13 protein-coding genes are annotated in these 19810 nt (G+C 68.7%); 11 read left to right on the forward strand and 2 right to left on the reverse strand.

The features are described 5' to 3' along the window. Positions 1–184: 184 nt before the first annotated feature. Positions 185–445, forward strand: coding sequence for a hypothetical protein (locus AB0F15_RS00510; RefSeq protein ID WP_360262972.1), 261 nt, complete (start codon positions 185–187; stop codon positions 443–445). Between the two features lie 39 nt (positions 446–484). On the opposite strand, the gene AB0F15_RS00515 is transcribed toward AB0F15_RS00510, so the two are convergent. Further along, positions 485–1192, reverse strand: a complete 708-nt coding sequence (locus AB0F15_RS00515; RefSeq protein ID WP_360262974.1) for a pentapeptide repeat-containing protein — start codon at positions 1190–1192, stop codon at positions 485–487. A gap of 67 nt (positions 1193–1259) precedes the next feature. Here AB0F15_RS00515 and AB0F15_RS00520 point away from each other — a divergent pair, with 67 nt between their 5' ends. The 9 genes from AB0F15_RS00520 to AB0F15_RS00560 all read left to right on the forward strand — a co-directional run bounded on the left by AB0F15_RS00520 (position 1260) and on the right by AB0F15_RS00560 (position 16618). Next, positions 1260–1796 (forward strand): DUF4232 domain-containing protein, encoded by a 537-nt coding sequence (locus AB0F15_RS00520; RefSeq protein WP_360262976.1) that lies wholly within the window; start codon positions 1260–1262, stop codon positions 1794–1796. Positions 1797–2445: 649 nt separating this feature from the next. Next, positions 2446–4983 carry a vWA domain-containing protein gene (locus AB0F15_RS00525; RefSeq protein WP_360262979.1) on the forward strand — a complete coding sequence of 846 codons (2538 nt, stop codon included), beginning with the start codon at positions 2446–2448 and terminating at the stop codon, positions 4981–4983. 61 nt (positions 4984–5044) lie between these two features. Then, positions 5045–6124: a DUF4407 domain-containing protein gene (locus AB0F15_RS00530; RefSeq protein WP_360262982.1), complete on the forward strand. Its 1080-nt coding sequence runs from the start codon at positions 5045–5047 to the stop codon at positions 6122–6124. An 83-nt stretch (positions 6125–6207) separates the two neighbouring features. Further along, the gene (locus AB0F15_RS00535; protein WP_360262984.1) at positions 6208–7203 is read left to right on the forward strand and encodes a hypothetical protein; all 996 of its coding nucleotides are present in this window, start codon (positions 6208–6210) and stop codon (positions 7201–7203) included. Positions 7204–7291: 88 nt separating this feature from the next. After that, positions 7292–10438: a tubulin-like doman-containing protein gene (locus AB0F15_RS00540; protein WP_360262986.1), complete on the forward strand. Its 3147-nt coding sequence runs from the start codon at positions 7292–7294 to the stop codon at positions 10436–10438. An 8-nt stretch (positions 10439–10446) separates the two neighbouring features. Next, positions 10447–12636: a hypothetical protein gene (locus AB0F15_RS00545; protein WP_360262988.1), complete on the forward strand. Its 2190-nt coding sequence runs from the start codon at positions 10447–10449 to the stop codon at positions 12634–12636. Continuing rightward, the gene (locus AB0F15_RS00550) at positions 12637–13638 is read left to right on the forward strand and encodes a hypothetical protein (protein ID WP_360262990.1); all 1002 of its coding nucleotides are present in this window, start codon (positions 12637–12639) and stop codon (positions 13636–13638) included. Positions 13639–13658: 20 nt separating this feature from the next. Next, positions 13659–14720, forward strand: a complete 1062-nt coding sequence (locus AB0F15_RS00555; protein WP_360262993.1) for a hypothetical protein — start codon at positions 13659–13661, stop codon at positions 14718–14720. Further along, a complete protein-coding gene (locus tag AB0F15_RS00560) occupies positions 14717–16618 on the forward strand; it encodes a hypothetical protein (protein WP_360262996.1) in 1902 nt (633 codons plus the stop codon). Before AB0F15_RS00555 ends, AB0F15_RS00560 begins: the two co-directional genes overlap by 4 nt. A 56-nt stretch (positions 16619–16674) precedes the next feature. On the opposite strand, the gene AB0F15_RS00565 is transcribed toward AB0F15_RS00560, so the two are convergent. Further along, a complete protein-coding gene (locus tag AB0F15_RS00565) occupies positions 16675–18003 on the reverse strand; it encodes a glycosyltransferase (RefSeq protein ID WP_360263830.1) in 1329 nt (442 codons plus the stop codon). Between the two features lie 655 nt (positions 18004–18658). Here AB0F15_RS00565 and wecB point away from each other — a divergent pair. Further along, positions 18659–19810: a UDP-N-acetylglucosamine 2-epimerase (non-hydrolyzing) gene (gene wecB, locus AB0F15_RS00570; protein ID WP_360262998.1), complete on the forward strand. Its 1152-nt coding sequence runs from the start codon at positions 18659–18661 to the stop codon at positions 19808–19810.

Genomic DNA, 19810 nt, shown 5'->3' on the forward strand with positions numbered 1-19810 from the left:
TCGGCTCCGCGCTGCCTGACCGTCTTGTCTCACCTCGCGGGTAGTTACGTCCTCTCCCGCGCTTGCTTGACGTTGTCTCTCTCGCTACGAGGAGAACACTACACACATCCAACGCCGGATGTCTACTCCGGCGCGGGTAGATTTTCTGGAGCGAGCCAGACGGCGGGGAAAGGGGCACATGACCATGAGTGACGAGGTCATGCGGGATCCGCTCGGTGAGCGGTACGGCCTGGCCGGTGTCCGCGACCTGGACGAGTTCGCCGAAGCCCTCGCCAGGCTGCTGGAGCGGGGACGGCGAGAGCGGTGCGTGGCGTTGCTGTCGGAGGCCGAGGCCTACGCGGCGGCGGAACTGCTCGGGCAGTTCGCGCAGCTGGATCCACTGGGAGCGGTGAACCGGCTGGCCGCATCGTTGGCCGGCCGCCTCTACAGCCGACTCGGCGCATGACCACGCGGTCGAAGTTCCCGGGAGCGTGCCGTACTTGGCTCAGGCGCTGGAGGTGTCCGTCCGCCTCGGCGCCGGCTGCGCGCGTGACGATCGGGAAGACGTCGGCCAGGCGGTGATTTCCAGCAGGCGGCGGATCGCCGGAGACGGTGAGTGGTGAACGGTGTTCCCACCACAGCGGAGAACGCAGCGGTTCGCTGGAATTGGACTGTGGCATCGGAACCTCCGATTCCGTCGGCGTGCTGAAGGAATTCGAGGCGGCTCGTGCCTGAACCGGATGACCGACGCTGAGGTTATTGCACATCCCGTGATGGTGCGGCCGCGGGCGGTCCGGAGGTCGGCTCCGCCCAGGGCGGTGTTGACCAGGACGGCGCCGTCGAGCCGGGCGTCGGAGAGGTCGCATTCGCTGAGGTCGGCCTCGCGCACGGTGGTCCGGTTCATCCGGGCGCCGCGCAGGTCGGCGTCGCGCAGCACGCTGCCGGTGAGCTCGCCGCCGGCAAGATCGGCGTTGCGGAGGTCGAACCCCGTCAAGTCGGCGCGCGGGAGGGCGACGCCGTGCAGGTCGAGCACATCGCGCTGACCGCGTGGTGGCTTTCCCCGGTCGCGTAGCGTCGCCAGCGCCGCGACCACGTCGTCGGGGATGGCGTCGGTGATGGGGTGCGCGCGCAGGTAGCCGGTGACGGTCCGTAGCACGCGATCGCGATCCCGGGGTGAGTCGTGCAGGATGCGTCGGGTTCCAACGGGCGTCATGACAGCAGCGCGGGCCGGAATACTTGCCGAAAGGAATCCTGGTCGGAGGTGGTGGCCGTGTCCGCCGGTGGGTGAGCTGTTTGCTGCCCGATCATCGCGATGGCAGGAAGAGGCACGGGTTCCTCCGTGCGGCTCGGACGATCTCGCGGTGTCGGTCCGGTGGTTCCGGGCTTCGGGTGGTGGGTTGCGTGGCGAGGTCGTTGCGGAGAACGTCAGCGGGCGGATCTGCCGGTTGGGCAGGAAGCCGGGACTGCAGCCGTTGGGGTTGGACGGGCAGCCGCTTGGTGTGGATCAGTGGGTCACGTTGGAGTTGCGTGTTCCGCCTTTCGCGATCTTGGTGTCGGGTCAGTTGGCGTCGGCGTCGATCAGCTGGTCGGGGTGGAGCGGGAGGTCTGCCTCGGGGCGGATTGTCGTGTCGTGGGAGGGTGGCTCGGCGACGGTCGATGCTGCCGGGCCAATCGAGCCCGGGCCGCCGGAACGCGGAACGGCATCGCCGGTCGAACCGTCGCGCGTGGTCGGCTCGGATTGGTGGACAGCCGGCGTCGAGGCGGAACAGTGGATCGAGCCGGCGGTCGCGGAGGAAGCCGGCGATCTGAACGGCTGATCAGACGGCATCCCGGGATCGTTCACCCATGACGCGCCGTCGAGCGGTGAGGGGTGCGGTCCAGTCGGCCGCCTGTAGCCGTCGCTCACTGGGACCCCGCGTTGCGGTCGAGCTGTCCGCGTCGGGCGATGGCATTTGAACAGGCGTCCACCGAGCCGGGACGAGGTAGCCACGGATGTGGCGGCGGTAGCCCGCCTGAGCCGAGTCGGGTGTCCAGTCGGGGCTGCGGCCGTGGGACGGTCGGTGATCATTGCCGGTGACGTATCGCTACCGCCCGGATGGCTGAACGGTCCATGGCAAACTGTCAGAAGAATCGTGAAAACCGTTGGTCCATTACTTTCGTTTCCTCCATCGGTCCGCCGGGTGCTGGAAGGCCTCCGTGTCTGACGCTGCCTAATGCTTCCTGTTGGCTCGCCAATCAGATTTCCCTGCCTGTCGCAAGAATCAGGTGACCGTTCGGGACGGCCATGTCGCCACGCCGGTTCGGTGTGGGATTGCCGACCCTGCCGCGGATGACGGACAAAAATTTCAGGGAACTGGACAAAAACGCGTCAAATCACTCCTGTGGAGCCTGTCATGCATTATCTGAGTGGAGGTATGTGCTTCGTCCAATCGTGTCACGCGGTTGGGGCATAGGGCCGATGCCGAAGTGTTGCTCTGCGACGTAACACCAGCATGCGGGCGCGCGACATTCGAAACATTACGAGCGCCGAAGGATTCGACCGTAGAAGGGTTGGCCATGTTCGCACCACTCTTGATCGGCTATTCACGTGGTGGGAGGGCATGCCATTCGGTTTCCTGTCGAGGCGGGAAGTGGCGTAGGGCGGCGTTCCTCGGTTTGGTCTGGTTGTTGATCGCTCTGCAGTTGCCGATGTCTGGAAGCGCTTACGGACAGGAGGCGCCGTCCAAGCTGCCTCCGTTGCAGGTAGTCGTGCTCGTGGACGAGTCGGGCAGTCTGAGCGAGTCCGATGTCGTGCGGGAAAAGGAAGCGGCCCGGACGATCGTCTTCAGTGCGCTGGCACCGGGCTCGGTGGTTTCCGTCGTGGGCTTCGGCAGTTCCAATGGACCCGGGCAAAGCGCGGTGCAGGTCGTTTGCCCGCCGACGCCGCTCGACAACGCACAGAGTCGTGATTCGCTCGCGAAGTGCGTCGGTGATCTCCATCGGCGGTCACCACAGGAGGGCGACGGGACTGACCACGTCGCGGCGCTGCAGCAGGCGCTCACCTTCGTCGGCGCCGCACAGCCCGAGAAGAAGGTCGTTTTTCTCCTGACGGACGGAAAACTCGACGTGTCCGACAGTCCGGCCTGGGGTGACACCCCTGCGCGACGCAACGGTGCGGCCACGGCGAAGGTCGGTGAGGTCCTGGCCGACCTCGATCGCGCGAGCGCTCAGGTGTGGCCGCTCGGGTTCGGCGCGGTCAACGACGCGTTGCGCGGCTTTGCGAAGGGCAAAAGCTGTACGCCGGGCGCGGCGGACCCGCACGAGCAGGTCGCCCGCACAGCCACCGAGCTGGCTTCGGCCGTGGTGGAGGCGTTCAGCTCCGCCAGCTGCGTCAAGTACGGCCCCCTCCAGACCGGCAACGTCCCTACGGGCGGCTCGACCGAACTCACCGTCGACATCCCCGCGGTCGCCAGCTACGCCGCCATCCTCGTGTACAAAAGGGATCCGCGGGTGCAGGTGGAGTACATCGCCCCGGGTGCGAGCAGGCCCGCGCCGGCCGCGGGCGGAGCGAACTTCGAATTCGCCGGGCAGAGCACCGAAACGGAGTCACTGCGCATCAGCGACCCCGAGCCGGGGAAGTGGACCATCCGGCTGTCCTCGGCCGACGTTCCCGCGCAGGACGTGGCCGCCACGGTCGCCTACCAGGCGGAGGTCAAGGCGTACCTGACGGTCAGTCCGCCCCAGCCCGCGGCCGGACAAACGGTGGACGTGGACATGCAGGTGTGGGCGCGCGGTCGCGCGGTGGTCGACACGCCGACCCTGCAGTCTCTGACGTTCACCACGACAATGAGCGGGAACGCGGGTTTCCGCGAACAGCAGGTCACCTTGGCCGATCCCGAACACGACGGCAGTTTCAGCGCCCAGCTGCGGGTTCCCGGCGACGCGTCCGGCGACCTCACCTTCACCGGCCAGGTCACCGGTATCGGCATCGGCGGCGATACGCGGGTGCTTTCGACCAAGGTCCAACGCGGCGCCGTGGCCATCCAGGCGCAGATCCTCTTCGACAACAACCGAACCACGGTGACCCCGGGCGGAACGGTTTCCGGCACCGTGTCCGTGACGAACAATTCCGGTCGGGTGGCCCCGTTGCGGCTGGAGGTCGGCGACCCGGCGCCCGGTACGACGTTGACCGTGGACCCGGCGGTGGTACAGGCGTTGCCCGGCGTCACCAAGGTGCCGTTCACCCTCCGGTTCGGCGAGAGCACGACGTTGGGGGCCAACGCCGCGACGCTGCGGCTGGTCGCGGACACGAGTCCGCCGGCCGCGATCGCCGAGCGGCTGTTCACCACCGTCGTCGCTGCCGAGCCGGGCATCGTGGAGAAACTTTTCTGGCTGTGGGCCGCGCTCGCGGTGCTGGTCGTCGCAGCTCTGGTTTACCTGCTCACCAGAATCCGGACGCGGCGGGACAAAACGAGCGTACGCGGCCTGAAGGTGCAGCTGGCGCAGAACGGCGTTGTCAGCTCCGAACTGGAACCCGCGAAGCGGCTCAAGACCTTCGCCTTCGTCCTGCACGACGAGTTCACCGGCCCGAAGCTCCAGGTGGCGGCCGCGAGCGAGCCGGACGCGTACCAGGTCCGCCGGGCCGGGCCTGACTTCAGCCTGACCCCGCCTGGGCGGCAGCCGGTGATCCTGAACCCCGGGCAGCGGCACGACCTCGGCCGGGACCGGGAGCTCGTGCTCCTCGACGAACGGATCGCCACCAGTGTGCCGGTGCCCGACGTCTCGTACAGCCCCTTCGACGGGATCGCCCACAGCGATCCAGCGCCGTCGAGTTCCTACGTCGACTCGTTCGGCGACTCCCCGCTGACACCGGCGCCGGACCCGGCGCCAGGCGCGCAGCGCACCGATCCCCACCAGGGGGATCCGTTCGCCGACACTCCGTTCGGCGCTGGTCCGGCCGGCAGTTCGCGCGGCGGCCCGGCGTCCGACGGCGCCTACGCAGACCCCAACAACCCGTTCGGATGACCGGCAGGACAAGCGTCTCGACGGATACCGAGCATTGACCTGGCGAGGAGCGCAGGGAATCATGCTACATCTTCGAAGATCCCCGATCGGTGCCTCGATCGGGTCCAGCAACGGCGATGACCGCAAGACCGGCACCGCCGAATCCCGGCAGCAGAGCCTCCGCCGGTGTGCGCTCGCGTTCGCCTTTGGTGTACCGATCCTCGAAATAGTGCCGGTCATCGTCGGGTTCCGTCTGTCGGTGATCCTCTGGCTGCTGGTCATCCCCGGCTTCATCGGGATGTGGGCGGTCAACCGGGTGACCGTCGGTCGATTGACCGGAACCCGGCCGGCGCCGATGGTGCTGGCGTTCCGGGTCGTGATCGCCCTCGGCGGAAGCCTCGTTGTCGCTCTTGCCGCGACACTGTGGACGTTCGACGCCGCGATAGAAGCCGAGCGTGCCCCGTCCGGCTCCGCTGGTCCGAGCGCCGACGTCCGGACCCTCGAAATCGACAGGCAGCAGAGTCTCGACGTCCTGGCACAGCGGCTGCCGATGGAGGCCGATGATCCCGAAGTGGTTCGTCTCGGCCGGGCGCTGGTCGACACGAGCGCGAAACTCGATGAGGCCAAGCGCGAGGCGATCTGCGAACTGGATGGCACTTGCGGGACCGGGGTCAGTGGTAAGGGCTTTGCCTACTACGAGAAAGTCGGCTACCGAGATCAGCTCCAGCGTGCAGTGGACGCTCTTCCCCAGCAGCTCGCGGGCGCCAGACGGGCGGTGGCCGATCAGGCCGCCCGGCTCGGCGAGAACCAGCAGAAGGCCAGGGGCAGGGTCGCCGACATCGACAAGCAGCTGGCGGCACTGCGGGCGCCTTCGGCCCCGCGGCCGAACCGGTTGACGGCGTTCTTGAGGGTGGCGGACGAAAAGCCGATCCTGGTGGCCTTGTCGTCGATCGGGTTCTCCGTGCTTCTCTTCACGGCCGACTGCTTGGCCTTCCTCTTCGTCGTGCACCGGATCTGCCGCCGGCCTGACGACCTGCGGATGCCCGACCGGGACTCCGTCAAGGCGCAGCACGAACAGGACGAGATTCGCTCCCAGGGCGCAGTGGCCTACGAGAGCCTTCCCCCGGGAATCCGGGACGGTATGACCGGCGGTAGCTCGTGACGGCGGCGAGGAAGGTGGAGGACCCCGGCGGGCCGGAACGGGGGCAGACCCTGGCCCAGAAGTTGAAGGCAGCGGAGCAAGCCGTGATCAACCTGGGTGAGCGCATCCGCCGGGACTGGAATGCGCCCAAGAACGAGCGGGTTCAGAGCGCCTGCGGGGACGCCAAGCTGGTCGTGGAGTTCGTCGCCCGCTACTTCCATTCGGCGGAGGTGAGTGCCGTCATGAGAACGGCCCTGCGGCAGGACAATGACTTCGTCGAGGCGTTCGAGATGATCCACGGGACGGTCGACGAGTTCGGTGGCTGCCTGGCTGCCATCGGGCAGGCCGGTCACGAAACCAACCTGGTCGAGACGCTCGAGAAGCTGGCGGACGACCTCCGGCAGTGGCTCGAAGAGGCGGTCAGCGCCTTCGTGGCCGTGGTCGATTCCCGAGCGGTGGGACAGCAGCGCCTCGCCACCGACCGTTCGAACGCACTGCGGGTGGCCACGGACGTCCGGAGCGAGCTGAGTGCCCGGAGGTTCGTCCACCAGGCCGAGCGGGCACTGGGTGAGACGCGGCGCGTCCGTGATCAGACGATGGAACTCGCCGGCGAATTCAGCGCCGGCAAGTCATCGCTCCACTACGATTCCTACGCCCGATCGGAGTTCAAGACGGCGAACCGGCTGCGGTCGGCCGTGGTCGCGCTACTGCTCGGGACAGCACTGGCCGTCGTCGCACTGAACATCTGGCTGGAAGAACTGTCGCTCGGTGCCGAGCTGCTCCGGCTGTCGGTGACCATCCCGATCGCAGTGCTGGCCGGCTACCTGGTGCGCGAATCGTCGAAACACCGCGCGACCGCGATCTGGGCGCGTGAACTCGCCATCGCGATGCACACCATCACCACTTACATCCAGCCGCTCGACGAGGCAGGCGTGGAACTGCGGCGGGTGCTCGGCCTGCGGGCTTTCGGCTCCGGCGCCGACCGCGTCGCGGCCTCCGGAGATCTCGGTCTGTACGACGACTTGGCGGACGCGGTGTCCAAGGCCGAGGGGATCCTCCACCGCGTCAACGAGCTCTTGGAAAGGCGGTCGAAACCATGAGAACCCGGCCCGCGCCGCGTTACGCGGACACGCAAATCACCCTACTTCGCCAAATTCGCAGGCCCGCGACCGTGAGGACGATGCCGCAATGAGAATCTATCAGCCGATGCTGTTCATCGGACTCGGTGGGACCGGCTGCAAGGTCGGTGCCGAGCTCGAAAAGCGCCTCCGGGAAGAATTGTGCGGGCCGGACGGCACGCGCCTGCTGCCGGAGATGCACGACCCGAACTTCCGTCCCTACCAGTTGCCTTCGTGCCTGCAGTTCGTCTACGCGGATCTCAGCTTGAACGAGCTGCAGCGGGTTCGGCGCGAGGTCGTGCCCGGCCGCGAGCACGACCAGGCGGCGCAGAAGACGATGCACCTGATCACCGAACTCGTGCCCACGCAGCTGGCGAACTCCGCCGACGTCGCGCAGAGCCTCCGGATCAACACCGACGAGCAGACCATCGGCTGGCTGCCGTCCAAGGAGAGCGACCCGCGGATCGGGCCGCTGGTCCGCGGTGCCGGCCAGCTGCCGACGGTCGGGCGCGGGGTGCTGTTCGAGACGATCCGGCGCAACCCCGACAACGCGGTGCTCGGGATCAAGCAGGCGCTGGCGGCCATCAACGAGTCGGGCGGCGACCTGTTCACCGTCAGCGGCAAGCGCACCCAGCGGGTGGACCCGGTAATCGTGTTCGTGGTGTTTTCCGTTGCCGGCGGCACCGGCAGCGGGATCTTCTACGACTACCTGCACCTGATCGGCGACCTGATGCAGCGGGGCGGCAAGCAGGCCGAGATCTACCCGCTGGTTCTCATGCCTTCGGCGTTCGACGACGGGCAGGGCGGCGGCCGGCCGGCGGACCTCAACGCGGGTTCCGCGCTCGTCGACCTGTTCCGGCTGATCGACGACCAGAACGCCCACGGCTCCGACGACGAACTGGACGCGAGTGGCACCCGGGGCTCGGTCTCCGTCCGCTACCCGCTGCTGGAAGTCGTGCAGCTGGAGGCGAACACCGTCCAGACGGCGTTCTTGTTCGGCCGCCCGGTCGGCGGCGTGCGCCGCGACGACCTCAACCGGTCGATGGTTTCCCTGATGACGTCGTTGATCGGGGCCGGGCCGTCCGACCAGGCCGCTGACGACGATGACGAGGGCAGCGCCAGCCAAGCCCACCCGTCGTTCGCCGACGGGTTCATCAACAGCAAGGTGGACCGGCACGCCACCGCGGAGACGGGGGTCGGGCGGCGCGGAGTGACGACGAGCGCGGTCGCCGCGCTCACCACGCCCTTGCTGGAGCTGACCGAAGCGGTCAGCTCACACTTGCTGGCCAACGCCGTCAACGAGCTGCTCGTCCCGCTGGGTGCGGCCGAGACCAACAAGGCGCACATCCGGCGGTTCATCACCGCATCCGGCTTGGACAAGATCCTCGACGCCGCTCCCGCGCGCATCCCGCCGCACGGAAGCCCGACCGGCTACGGGCCGGTGCTCGCCGCGCTCACCGAACGCGCGAACGCGATGAGCGCCAACATCGCGCGCGACCTCCAGGCGCTCGGCGGCCCGGTGGCGACGCTGGCCCAGAACTTCGACCCCTCGGCGGCGGCCGAAGTGCTGCTGCGCGACCTCGACCTGTTCCGGTTGCAGCGTGCCGTCTTCGGTCACCGGGACCTCACCGACCCGGTGGACAAGAGCGGATTCCGGTCCCTGCTCGAGGGGTGGCGTTCCCCGCCGCCCGCGCCGGCGAACCTGAACGCCGCCGCCCCGCCGCTGCCGCAGAACCTGCCGCGCAAACTGACGCAGCGGCTGCGGATCACTTCGGAGCCCGCGCAGGCCGTGATCCGGCAGCAGGACGTCTGGTACGCCTGGCAGACCCGGCGGATCTGGAACGCCGCCTGGAACGACAGCCATCGGATCTGGACGCGGCCGTGGCAGGCGTTCACCGCGGAGTTCGCCGCCGTCCACGAGCGATTTCTCACACACGCCCGCAGCGAACCGCAGTCGTTCGACCAGCGGGCCAAGGACCTCTACAAGGCGCGGGTGGGCGTGGCCTACCTGTTGCCGCCGGAAGACCACGGGCTCGAGGGCTTTTACCAAGCCGTTCTGACGCGGCTGAAGGAGGAGTACGCCCAGCACCTCGGGGCCAACTCGCACGAGGGCCACGTGCTCAACCTCCTTCTGGGCCAGGACGGCTGGGCCACCGCGTACGCCAAGGGGCGCCAGGACCCGGAGGCCGCCGTCGCGCACGTCCGCCAGCGGATCAAGGAGGCGGTGACCGAGCACGTGCGGCCGGGCGACCGGACCCGCCCCGCGCTGGTGCCCCGGATGGAAGACCTGCTCGCCAACGCCGTGCAGCGGCGGGACAACTCCGTGGGCGACAACGATCTCACCCGCTTCCGGCAGAAGCTCGCGGAATTGGTACCCGGCGGGTTCGCCCCGGATGGCCGCGCACCGCTCAAGGCGTTGTTCACCTATCCGGCGGGGCAGCAGAACAAGGACATCGAACGATTCCTGCGCAACGAGGTCTCACTGCCGGTCGACCTGATCGGTGAGCCGGAGTTCCGGGCCGTGCAGGCCGACGCCATCGTCGTCGTGCTGAACCGCAGTTCGATGGGGGTCACCGAAGTGCCCGAGCTACGCCGGGTCGTCAAGCTCTGGGCCGAGGCTCAGCGCCGTCCGCACCCGCAGGACAGCCTCGCCTGGCGCCGGCGGCTGAGCCAGGACGCCGGTTACCTGCTCATCGGCGAAGAGGATCGCGGGCACGTGCTGCACCGGCTGCTGTGCGCCGCGTGGGAAGGCAAGGTCACCGTCACCGGCGACGCGACCAGCCCGACGGCAATCACGGTGGAGATCGGCAGCCGCGAGTCCGTCTCGATGAAGCTGGAGCTGACTCCGCTCGGGTCGCTTTCGTCGTGGGCCAGCGTGCTCCAGGCCTACGAGAACTGGATCATCACCGACGACAACCCGATCCGCCGCAGTCTCGCCGCACGGCTGATGTCCTCGGTCCCGGAGAACGCCGACCGGTCGCCCGCGCCACCGGCGCCGGAGTTCGCCACGATCGTCGACCTCGCGGAAAGCGAACTGCTCAAGGTCAAGGAGGCCGAGCAACACCGGGTGCTGAGCCGGGATCCGCAACTCGCCGTGATCCGGCAGTTCTGGGCGCAGGTGTTGCCCGCGGCCCTCCGGGAGAACGTCGGAGTCACCACCAAGAGCCTGCTCGACCTGCGGGAGCAGGTCGACGTTGCGCACGGGCTTGGTGGGTGACGGCGGGTATGGAGACCTCGAAGATCGTCTTGCTGGACCTGCGCGGATCGCCGGGCGACCAGCCCGCTGAGATCTCCGGCGGAGTGGTGGTGCTGGACGACGCCGGTTCGCTGATCAAGCACGCCGACCTCTACATGTCGCTGGTGGCCGAGGAAATGGTGACCGGCATCGTCTGCGTGGCCGTCGGTGAGTCGACAACGGACAGTCCCCCGGATGGCGCGGTGCTCGCGGTGCCGCCCGTGCTGCGGTACACCACCGTCCTGTGGGTGGGGGACGAGCGCGGAGTGGACTGGGCGCCGGAGCACTCGGCCCCGCGCCCGGCGGACGGTGAGCCGGACGCCCTCGATGCGCTCGTCGCCGCGTTGCGGGTGCCGGAGGTGTTCGACCGGGTCGTCGCGCTGACCGGGGACCGGCCCGGCCTCGTGACCGGCCCGGGCATCCGGCTGGTGTCCGTCGCCGTGGATCCGGGGGAACTGGCCGAGATCAGGGCCGCCGCCGTCCGTTCTCTCTGCAAAGCAGGCCAGCCGGCTTCGCAAGCGTTGGACGCGGCCGTGCGCCAAGTGGACGCGGTGCACGAGCCGGAGGGTGCGGTGCTGTCCGGGCCGGTCGCCGCGGCGGCGGCCGAGGCGACCCGGCGGCTGAACGAAATTGACGACCTGGCCAGGCTGCTGGGGACGTGGAAGGGAGTGCTGGGGGCACGGCGGCCCACCGAAAGGCTGGGTGAGCGGGTGACGGGGGCCGGGCAGGCCGCCGAAACGTACCGTCTCCACCTGGTCGAACTGCTCGACCGCATGGACAGCCACCTGGAGATCGGCCGGCCGGCCATCGACAGCGTGGTGGAGATGGGCGTTCAGCGTCCTCGGGAAGCCAGGGGAGCAGAGGTCGCTTCCGGGATCAAGAGCCTTGTCGAAGCGCGACTCGACGGAGGCACTCCGCTCTCCGTGCTGGCCCAGGAGCTGCGGTCGGCCGCCGCGGCCAGTAGTCCGCAAGGCTGCGCGGCGGCGCTCGACGAGGTCCGCAGGCGGGGCCCGCTGGCCCTGACCCCGCCTGCTTTCCGCCGGTGGCCGCTGGGCTTGCTGACGTTGCCGCTGATGTTCCTCGGCTGTGCGCTGCTTGCTCTGCTGCTCGGCCCGGGAGTATCCGGCTGGCTCGGTGGCGGAACGCTCGCCGCGGGCTGGTTCGGCGTGGGCTGGCTGCTGATGAGCCGCCGGCCCGGGCTGCAGGCCGAGACCGCTCCCGCCACGGCGCGGGTTCCCGCGTTGCTGATGTACGGCGGGCCCAGTTTCCTCGGCGCGATAGGTGGCGCGGTTCTTGCGGGACGCCGGCCTGGCCTCCTTCCGGTTTCCCCCCTGATCGCCGACATCCTCAGCGTGGTCGTGGTGCTGGGCGGCGTGGGCGTGGCTGCGCTCAGCTGGCGTTCGGCGGCCCACCGATGGGCCGCCGAACTGCCGCTCCAAGGCTTGCGGCGAACCCTCGCGGACCTGACGAGGCTGGCCGAAGAGGCGACCGCGCGGGAATGGCAGCCGATGTGCCGGCGCCGGGCGATCGCGTCGTCCGCCGGCCAGGTCGGCGCCGCGCTCGACGAGATCGTCGCTGGTCTCGAGGAAGTCGGCGATCGGCTCTTTCTCGCACCGGCCAGCGGGTCCGCGGGCAGTCCGCCGTCCCGGCCGGTCCCACCGGAGTTGTACGGAGTGGTGCGCGGTGACCTGGCCGACCTGTGCCGCAGTGCGCTGTCGCCGGTGTGGTCCGCGACGGGCGGTACCCGGGTCACCCCGGCAGGGGTGTTCGCCCGGCGGCTGAAGCAGTTGCTGGACGAGTACGGCGCGCACGTGCGGAGCAATGGCCTGATGACCACCCCCGCGTTCGGCCTCGACCCCGGCCCGCGGGACGCGCTGACCGCCCGAGTCTGGTCCGAGACACCGGAGTCGCTGACGGCGTTGCGCACCGGAGCCGACGGCGAGATGACGCAACTGTGCCGTAGTGGTCAGCTCCGCTACCTCAGCACTGCGACGGAACCGGTTTTGATCCGGTTCGCGCCTTCACGGCTGCGTCGGATTCTCGACGAGGGCGGCACTCACCAGCGGCTCGCCGCGGATCCGGGGGTCACCTGGACCCACGGCAGCGAGCTGGTCGGCGCGGTCCGGCTGCTGCCGCTGCGCGCGGAGTCGGTCCGGCAGGTGCTGGGTGGTGGGTTCTAGGTGACCGAACGGACCGATGTCGTGTTGTGCCGCGATGTCCACGGCAGACTGCGTGAGATCCACCTGGCCGACCGGGGCGCGTTCGTCACGCCGGGTTCCGCTCTCCAGCAGCGCCTGGTGGTGGCGAACGATCAGCGGCTCATCCGCAAGTTCGTTTCCCGCGCCGATGGCGCGCGCAATCCCCACCTGTACGAACTGCTGGACAACGAGGTCCGCGCCGGCACCCGGCTCGGGCAGGTCTACGCCGGCTTGTACCCGGCGGACCTTTCGCGCCTGGTCGCCTACAACCTGGACGCCGAAGAACCGTTCGTCCTGCTGCGGGACTACACCGGTCTGCCGGCCGCGGACCTGATCAAGCAGTTCGACGACGCCGAACGCCGTCAGTTCCAGGTCGGCCTGCTTCGTGCGCTGCAGCTCACGGCCGTGGCCGGGGTCGTGCACGGTGCGGTGAGCCCGACCACGGTGCGCTGGGCAGACGGGCGGCTGCAACTGGTCGACTTCGAGTTCGCCGAACGGGTCGGTGAACCCCGCCGCACCGGAGGCGGCTTGCGGTTCCGTTCGCCGGAACAGGCCGCGGGGCTGGGGGAAGTCGACGTCCGGGACGACCTCTGGGCGGCCAGCCTGCTCATCCGCACGCTCTACACGGGAGCGGAGGCCAACGGCTCGCCTCCGGACCGCCGCCGCGATCCGGAGCGGCTGCGGAGCCTGCTCGACGGGATCTTCGACAACCCGCTGGAGCAGCGGCCGACTCCGGCCGATCTGCTCGTACGGCTCCACGCCGGTCAGGAGCTTCCGCCGTCGGTCGATCCCGAGGTGGGCCTGGCCGCGGGCCGCCGGCTGTTCGAAGAGATCAACAGAGACAAGCGTGGCACGGTTTCGGCCGGGACGGTCGCCGACGGCGGGACGACCCCGGGCAGTGGATCGAAGCGGGTGCTCGCCTTAATGGCGATGGTGGCCGTGCTGGCCGCCGTGCTGATCATCGGAATGGTGGTACTGGTATGACCGAATCAGCTGGCCGGCGCGTGCGGTGCCCGATTTGCGCCGACGAATACCCATGGCCGGACGACCCGGTCATTTCACTGTTCGACGAGGAGAACGACGCGTACCAGCTGGTCGACGTCTCGACCGCGACCCCCGAGAAACAAGCGGATCTGGCACGCCGGGGTTACCGGGAGTGCCCCAACCCGTCGGGCGACACCCCGCAGCACTACCTGCCCGCCACCTACGTCGACTACCTCGCCCCCCTGGTGATCGGTCTGGTCGGTGCGCCGGCTTCGGGGAAAACACACCTGTTGACGGCGATGATCCGACAGGCCTACATGGGCGGGCTCCGGGCACACCGGATCACGACGGCGGCGCTGGACTTCCGGCGGCACGCCGATTTCCGGAGCCGCTACATCGACAGGTTCGAGAAGGGGGACGCACTGCCGGGAACCGAGACGGGTGTGGTCGAAGCAGCCGACATCCTGCTGCTGCGCGGCCCCGGTGGTGAGCGTCCGGTGACGTTCTTCGACGTCGCGGGAGAGGATCTGCAGAGCACCGCGGCCCTCAACCGCTCCTCTCGGTTCCTGGTCGGGGCCAACGCGGTGATCTTCGTCTACGCGCCGGAAGACCCGCTGGAGACGAAGGAAGCCGCGGCACCGACCGAGAACCGGTCGTTCGACCTGGCCGTCGAGCGGCTGCAGGGCCGGCCGGCCGGAACCGACCGGCTGCCAGTCACGGTCGCGGTGACCAAATCAGACCGGCTGCGGTACGTCGCTCCGGCGGATCGTTGGTTGCGCCGGGGAGACGAGCACATGGTCGACGCGACCCGTATCCGAGCAGAGAGCCGGGATGTGTTCAGCTATCTGCACCACATCGGCGCGGGCGCCTCGTTGGGCCCGTTCGAAACGTTCAAACGGTGCACGTTGCACTTCGTCTCGGCCAGCGGCGGTGATGCCATCCCGGTCGGCGGACGGGGCAACCTTGACAAACACTTCGCGCGCGGTGTCCGTCCGATCCGGGTCCTGGAGCCGCTCGTCTCGATCCTCGCGATGACCGGCATGATCACCGGCCCCGAAGCTTCGAAGGTGGGACTGCCGTGACCGAGGCTCGATCCGGCAACGCGGTGCAGCAGGCGTTCTTCGGCTGGTCGCACGACGACAACGGACTGACCGTGCTGGCGCACTCCTTTCTGCAGAGGGAAGACGCACAGCGCTACCACCGGCGTCTGGAACCACACCTCCGGCTGCGGCCGGTGGGGGACAACGCCGTCCCCGCCATGGCCCTGTCGTACTTCGACTTCGGTGACGGGACCGCAGCCGTACTGCGGCGAGTGCACACCGGCCATTCGATCGGGCGCAACGACTCACACGCGTTCATCGGCCCATCGGAAGTGCTCAACGTGAGAACCGCCCTCAGCCTCGGCGAATCTCCACTGTGGAAGGACAAAGTCTCGCCCGGGTACCAGATGCCAGGGTTGTCCGCGAATCTTTTCACCGGTGGCGACGCGGCAATCGAAGAACTGTTCCACCGGTCCGTCCAACTTGAAACCGAACTGGTCGTCGTGCTCTCGCGCCTGCTGGACCAGCCCACCGCGCCGTTGAGTGTCATCGGCCTCCGGGACCGCGACCGGCTCCCGATGGTGTGGGCGCTCGCCGCAGCTGCGGATCTCTACCTGCGTGACGAGCTCCGGTTGGCACGGCTGTGGTCCTTCTCGACCTACGAGGACCGTCATGACGCTTCGGTCGACCGGCTGCCCGAGATCGTCTTCCTGCCGGAGAAACCGTCGAGTATCGCTCCCGTCCACCGAACCATCGTCGACTTGGGGAAGGAACCCACGGCCAGCGCGAACGAGGCCGTGGCCGCCCAGCTGATCGAGGCCTACTTCACCGGTACCCCGTACACCGCGGTGGTGCAGGCCCGGCAGGTGGCCGTCTCGGCATCCGACCTGGTGCCGCACGACGACGAGCCTCCGGCAAACGGGCGTGCAGTTCTCGCGGCGGACGAGCCCGTCCCCGCTGAGGGGCACCAGCAACTCGAGGAGGTGCGCCGGCATCGAAGCCGCAGTGAGGATGCGATGCCGTCCGGCAGCGGTCCCATCGCAGCCCTGCTGAGGGTCAAAACGGTGGCGGAATTCGACGCCGAACTGGGCAGGCTGGAAATCGCAGCTCAGTTGCGGCACTATCGCGAACAGCTGCGGGCCGGGATCGACGTCGGCGTTGTGGACGCGATCGCGAACTTCGCAGAGTTCACCGCCGGTCGTGAACTCCTCCTGCGGCTTCTCAAAGTGCTTTACGGAGTGGAATTCGAAGATATGGCCGAACCCGCGGTGCGGAAGCAAGCCATCAAGTTCATCAGGAACGGGCGTTCCGACCGGCTGGCCATGATTCTGGGCGGAACTGCGAGGCGGAACGAATCGGAACCTGTTCGCTCGGCCGCGTTCGAACGTTTGGCTGCGATGGGGAATCCGGTCACGCCGACCTTGATGCACCGCACGGAGCGCGCGATGAGGCTGGCGCACCGGAGACGTTACCTTTCCGCGGCTGTCGTCGTGGCAGCGATCGCCCTGCTGGGATTCGCGTTCTTGCTGGGGTACCTGGCCGGGCAGCCGCAGCCGGCGCAGGCCGTGCCCGCCGCCTCGCAGCCGGTGGCACCGCCTGAGACCACTTCGGCTTCAGGAACGTCCGGCACCCTGCCGGGGTTGCCCGCGTTGCCCGTCACGGGCACGGTGAACAGCACTCCGGACGCGGGCCATCATTTGTTCAGCTTCGTCAAGGTCGGGATTCGCTACTACCCGCAGGCCAAGTGTTCGAGCCTGGGTAACGGCGGCTGGCGCTGCGAGTGGCGCTCAGCGCCGCAGGCGAGGTCCGGCGAACAGGCGGAGTTGGTGGCGGTGGCGGTGCCGCAGACGCAGTCGTCGCGGTTGGCGGAGCAGGTGGGGAACAACGAGGCGGCGATACGTGGGGAGGATTGGGGGCCCGATTTGCCGCTGGCTCCCTGAACACCGGCTCCGGAGGGCGATGCCATCCCGAAGCTGGAGCTGGCGCACCGGAAGGATCACCGGTCCAGGGCCACGGCCTTCGACTGCGTGGACTCGGTGTTGCGCCGGGTTTTGGCCCAGCCGTTGCGGCCGCGGGCGAGGCGGAACAGGGCTCGCCAGACGGTGACGTAGAAGGTGTAGATGTAGCAGGCGTAACCGAGGCCGTAGACGATGCCGCGGAGTGGGCCGGAGCGGGGTTCGCAGTGTTTGCGGTAGACGGGGCCCCAGACGAGGAACGGCAGCAGGCCGGCGACACCGTACAGCAGCAGGTACTTCCAGGCGCCGCCGGTGTACCAGGCCCACACCGCTGAAGGATCGGTGATGGCCTGGACCGCGAGCAGGACGAACGGGATGGGGTAGACCACGCTGCCGAGCAGTTGCATCCACGGCTGTGCGAGGTAGTAGAGCATCTCGGCGGCGCCGAAGGTGGACAGGTGCGGGGAAGTCCAGATCCGGCGGGCGTACCGGGCGCACTGCATGGTCCCCTGGCTCCAGCGGGTGCGCTGGGCGAGGAACCGGCGCATGCTGTACAAGCCTTCCTGGTCGACGTGCGTGTCGACGGAGAAGCCGGTCTTCCACCCCGCGGTGAGCAAGTGGACGCCGAGTTCGAAGTCCTCGAGCAACGAACCCCGCCACGGTTGCCGTTCGGGGCCGGCGATGGAATCGAGGGCGGAGAGCCGGGTGAATTGGCCGTTGCCGCCCATCGCGATCGTTCCGGTGTGTCCGCGGGACATCTGGATCGCGGCGATCGCGGTGCGGAACTCGAGGTCCTGCATGCGCACGAGGGCGCCGCCGAACAGCCGGCGCAGCTTGGTGCCGCCCGGGGGCGCCACACCCCGGTTGCTCATCCGGACGTCGATCTGCACGGCGCCGACGGCCGGGTCGCCGAAGAGGTGGGCAGCCGTGCAGACGTACAGGCAGTTGCCTGCCGGCCTGCCGTCCGCGTCGACCACCACGACGATCGTGTTCTCGGCGTTGCCGTGGGGCTCGATCCGCGCTCGCAGGGCCCGGTAGGCGGCGTTGAGCGCGTCGCTCTTCCCGGTGCGGGCGTGGGGCCGCCGTCGTTGCACGACGTGCAAGTGGTCATCGCGCCGGTGGGGCGGCCCTTGCATCCGGAGCGCGACCTCCAGCGTCCGGTCATCGGAATGGTCGTCGATCACCCAGACATGGGCGGCCCGGAACCGGGTCCGCAAGTAACGGATGGTGTTGGCGATGACGATTTCCTCGTCCCGGCACGGTACGAAGAAATGCCACTCGAACTGGGAAGGATCGCCTGGCCAGGTGGGCCGGTGCCGGAGGTACGGCACGATGATCGCGCAGACGTAGAGGACGAACGCCGCGCTCATGACAATCGCGAACGCCTGTGCGCAGCTCAGCAGGAATGACAGGCTCAATGCGTCGCTCCGGTGGTGAGGAACCGAGCCCGCATGAAGACGCCGACAACCATCGGCGGTCCTTTCCCGGGGCAGTGTCAGGGGTGTTGCCCGAACAGTAATGCGCTCGCTCTTCGGCGCATTCAGCGGGGTTGATCACTCGTTCAGGGGACCGTTGTTCGTGGCAGCGGCCGTCCGCCTCGCGGAAAAAACCCGAGGTCTTCGGTCTGGATGGGTCCTAAACGTCCACGTTCGGGTGTTGTCGGGGCGCGCCGTTTGCGGTATTTCGAGCCCTGCGGATACTGTCTCGCTCGAATCATTCGGGTTCCTGCTGCGGACGTGCGTCGAAGAAAAGTCGACACGCGTCGGTGCGGTCGCGAAAAAACGGAGAGAAGAACGTGTATCGACCTGGAGTAGGTGGCGTCGTCGCGGGTACTGGCGTCCTCGCATCGACCGGTGCGAACTTGACGTGGTGGATTGTCTTCGGTGTTGTCAGTCTCGTTGTGGGCGTGATCCTCGTTCGGTTCGCCCGTCACCGCCCGCAGGGTGACCCCAGCTGACCCCACCTCCCGGCCCCGGTGCCCATCGGGTGAACGGGTTCGATCGGGAAATCCAAGCGAGGAATTCGTTGACTGACGTTCTGCTGCTCGTCGGCACCCGGCCGGAAGCGGTCAAGATGGCGCCGGTCGCCGTGCGGCTCACCGAGGCCGGGCACCGGCCGGTGATCGTCCACAGCGGACAGCATCGCGACATGGTCGAGCAGACGCTGGTGCCGTTCGGTCTCCGGCCGGACGAGCGGCTGCCGGTCGACCGCGGTGCGGGCAGCCAGGCGGAGCTGGTTTCCCAGCTGCTGCCGGCTCTCGACCACGTCCTGGCGCGGCGGAATCCGGCCGTGGTCGTGGTGCAGGGCGACACGACCACCGCCCTCGCCGGTGCGCTGGCCGCCTTCTGGCGGCGTATCCCGATCGCGCACCTGGAGGCCGGGCTGCGCACGGGAGATCTCGCCGCGCCGTTCCCGGAAGAGGCCAACCGGCAGATGATCGCCCGGATCGCCGCGCTGCACCTCGCGCCGACCGCTGCGGCCGCCGCGGCACTGCGCCGGGAGTCGGTACCGTCGGCGGAGATCGTCCTCACCGGCAACACGGTGGTGGACGCGGTCCGGCAGATCGCCGCCGCGGACCTGCCGGCCGCCGACCCGCGGCTCGCCGCGCTGGAACGAGAACTCGACGCCACCGGGGCCCGGCTGGTGCTGATGACGGCCCACCGCAGGGAGTCCTGGGGGGCGCCGCTCGCGGAAGCACTCGAAGCGGTGTCGACGCTGGTCGACTCCTACCCGGACGTGCGGCTGCTGCTTCCGCTGCACCCCAATCCCGCGGTGCGCGACCAGATCGCCGCCGCGCTCGGCCGGCATCCGCGGGTGGTGCTCACCGACCCGCTCGGCTACCCGGACCTCATCCGTGCGCTGCGCCGGGCCGACCTGGTGCTGACCGATTCCGGTGGCATCCAGGAGGAAGCGCCCAGCTTCGGTGCTCCGGTGCTGGTCCTGCGCGAGGTCACCGAGCGGATGGAAGCCGTGGACGCCGGGTGCGCGTGGCTGGTCGGCACCGACCGCACCCGGCTGCTGACCGAGGCGTCGCGGCTGCTGGACGAAGGACTGCGGGTGCCTGCCGAGCGGAATCCGTTCGGCGACGGCCGAGCCGCGGAACGCGTGTGCGCGGCCCTCAACCTGCTGATGCACCGCGAGGCCGGTGCCGACGCCGCTCTCACACCTGCTTCCTGA

The sequence above is a fragment of the Amycolatopsis sp. NPDC026612 genome (assembly GCF_040638285.1).
Classification (GTDB): Bacteria; Actinomycetota; Actinomycetes; order Mycobacteriales; family Pseudonocardiaceae; genus Amycolatopsis.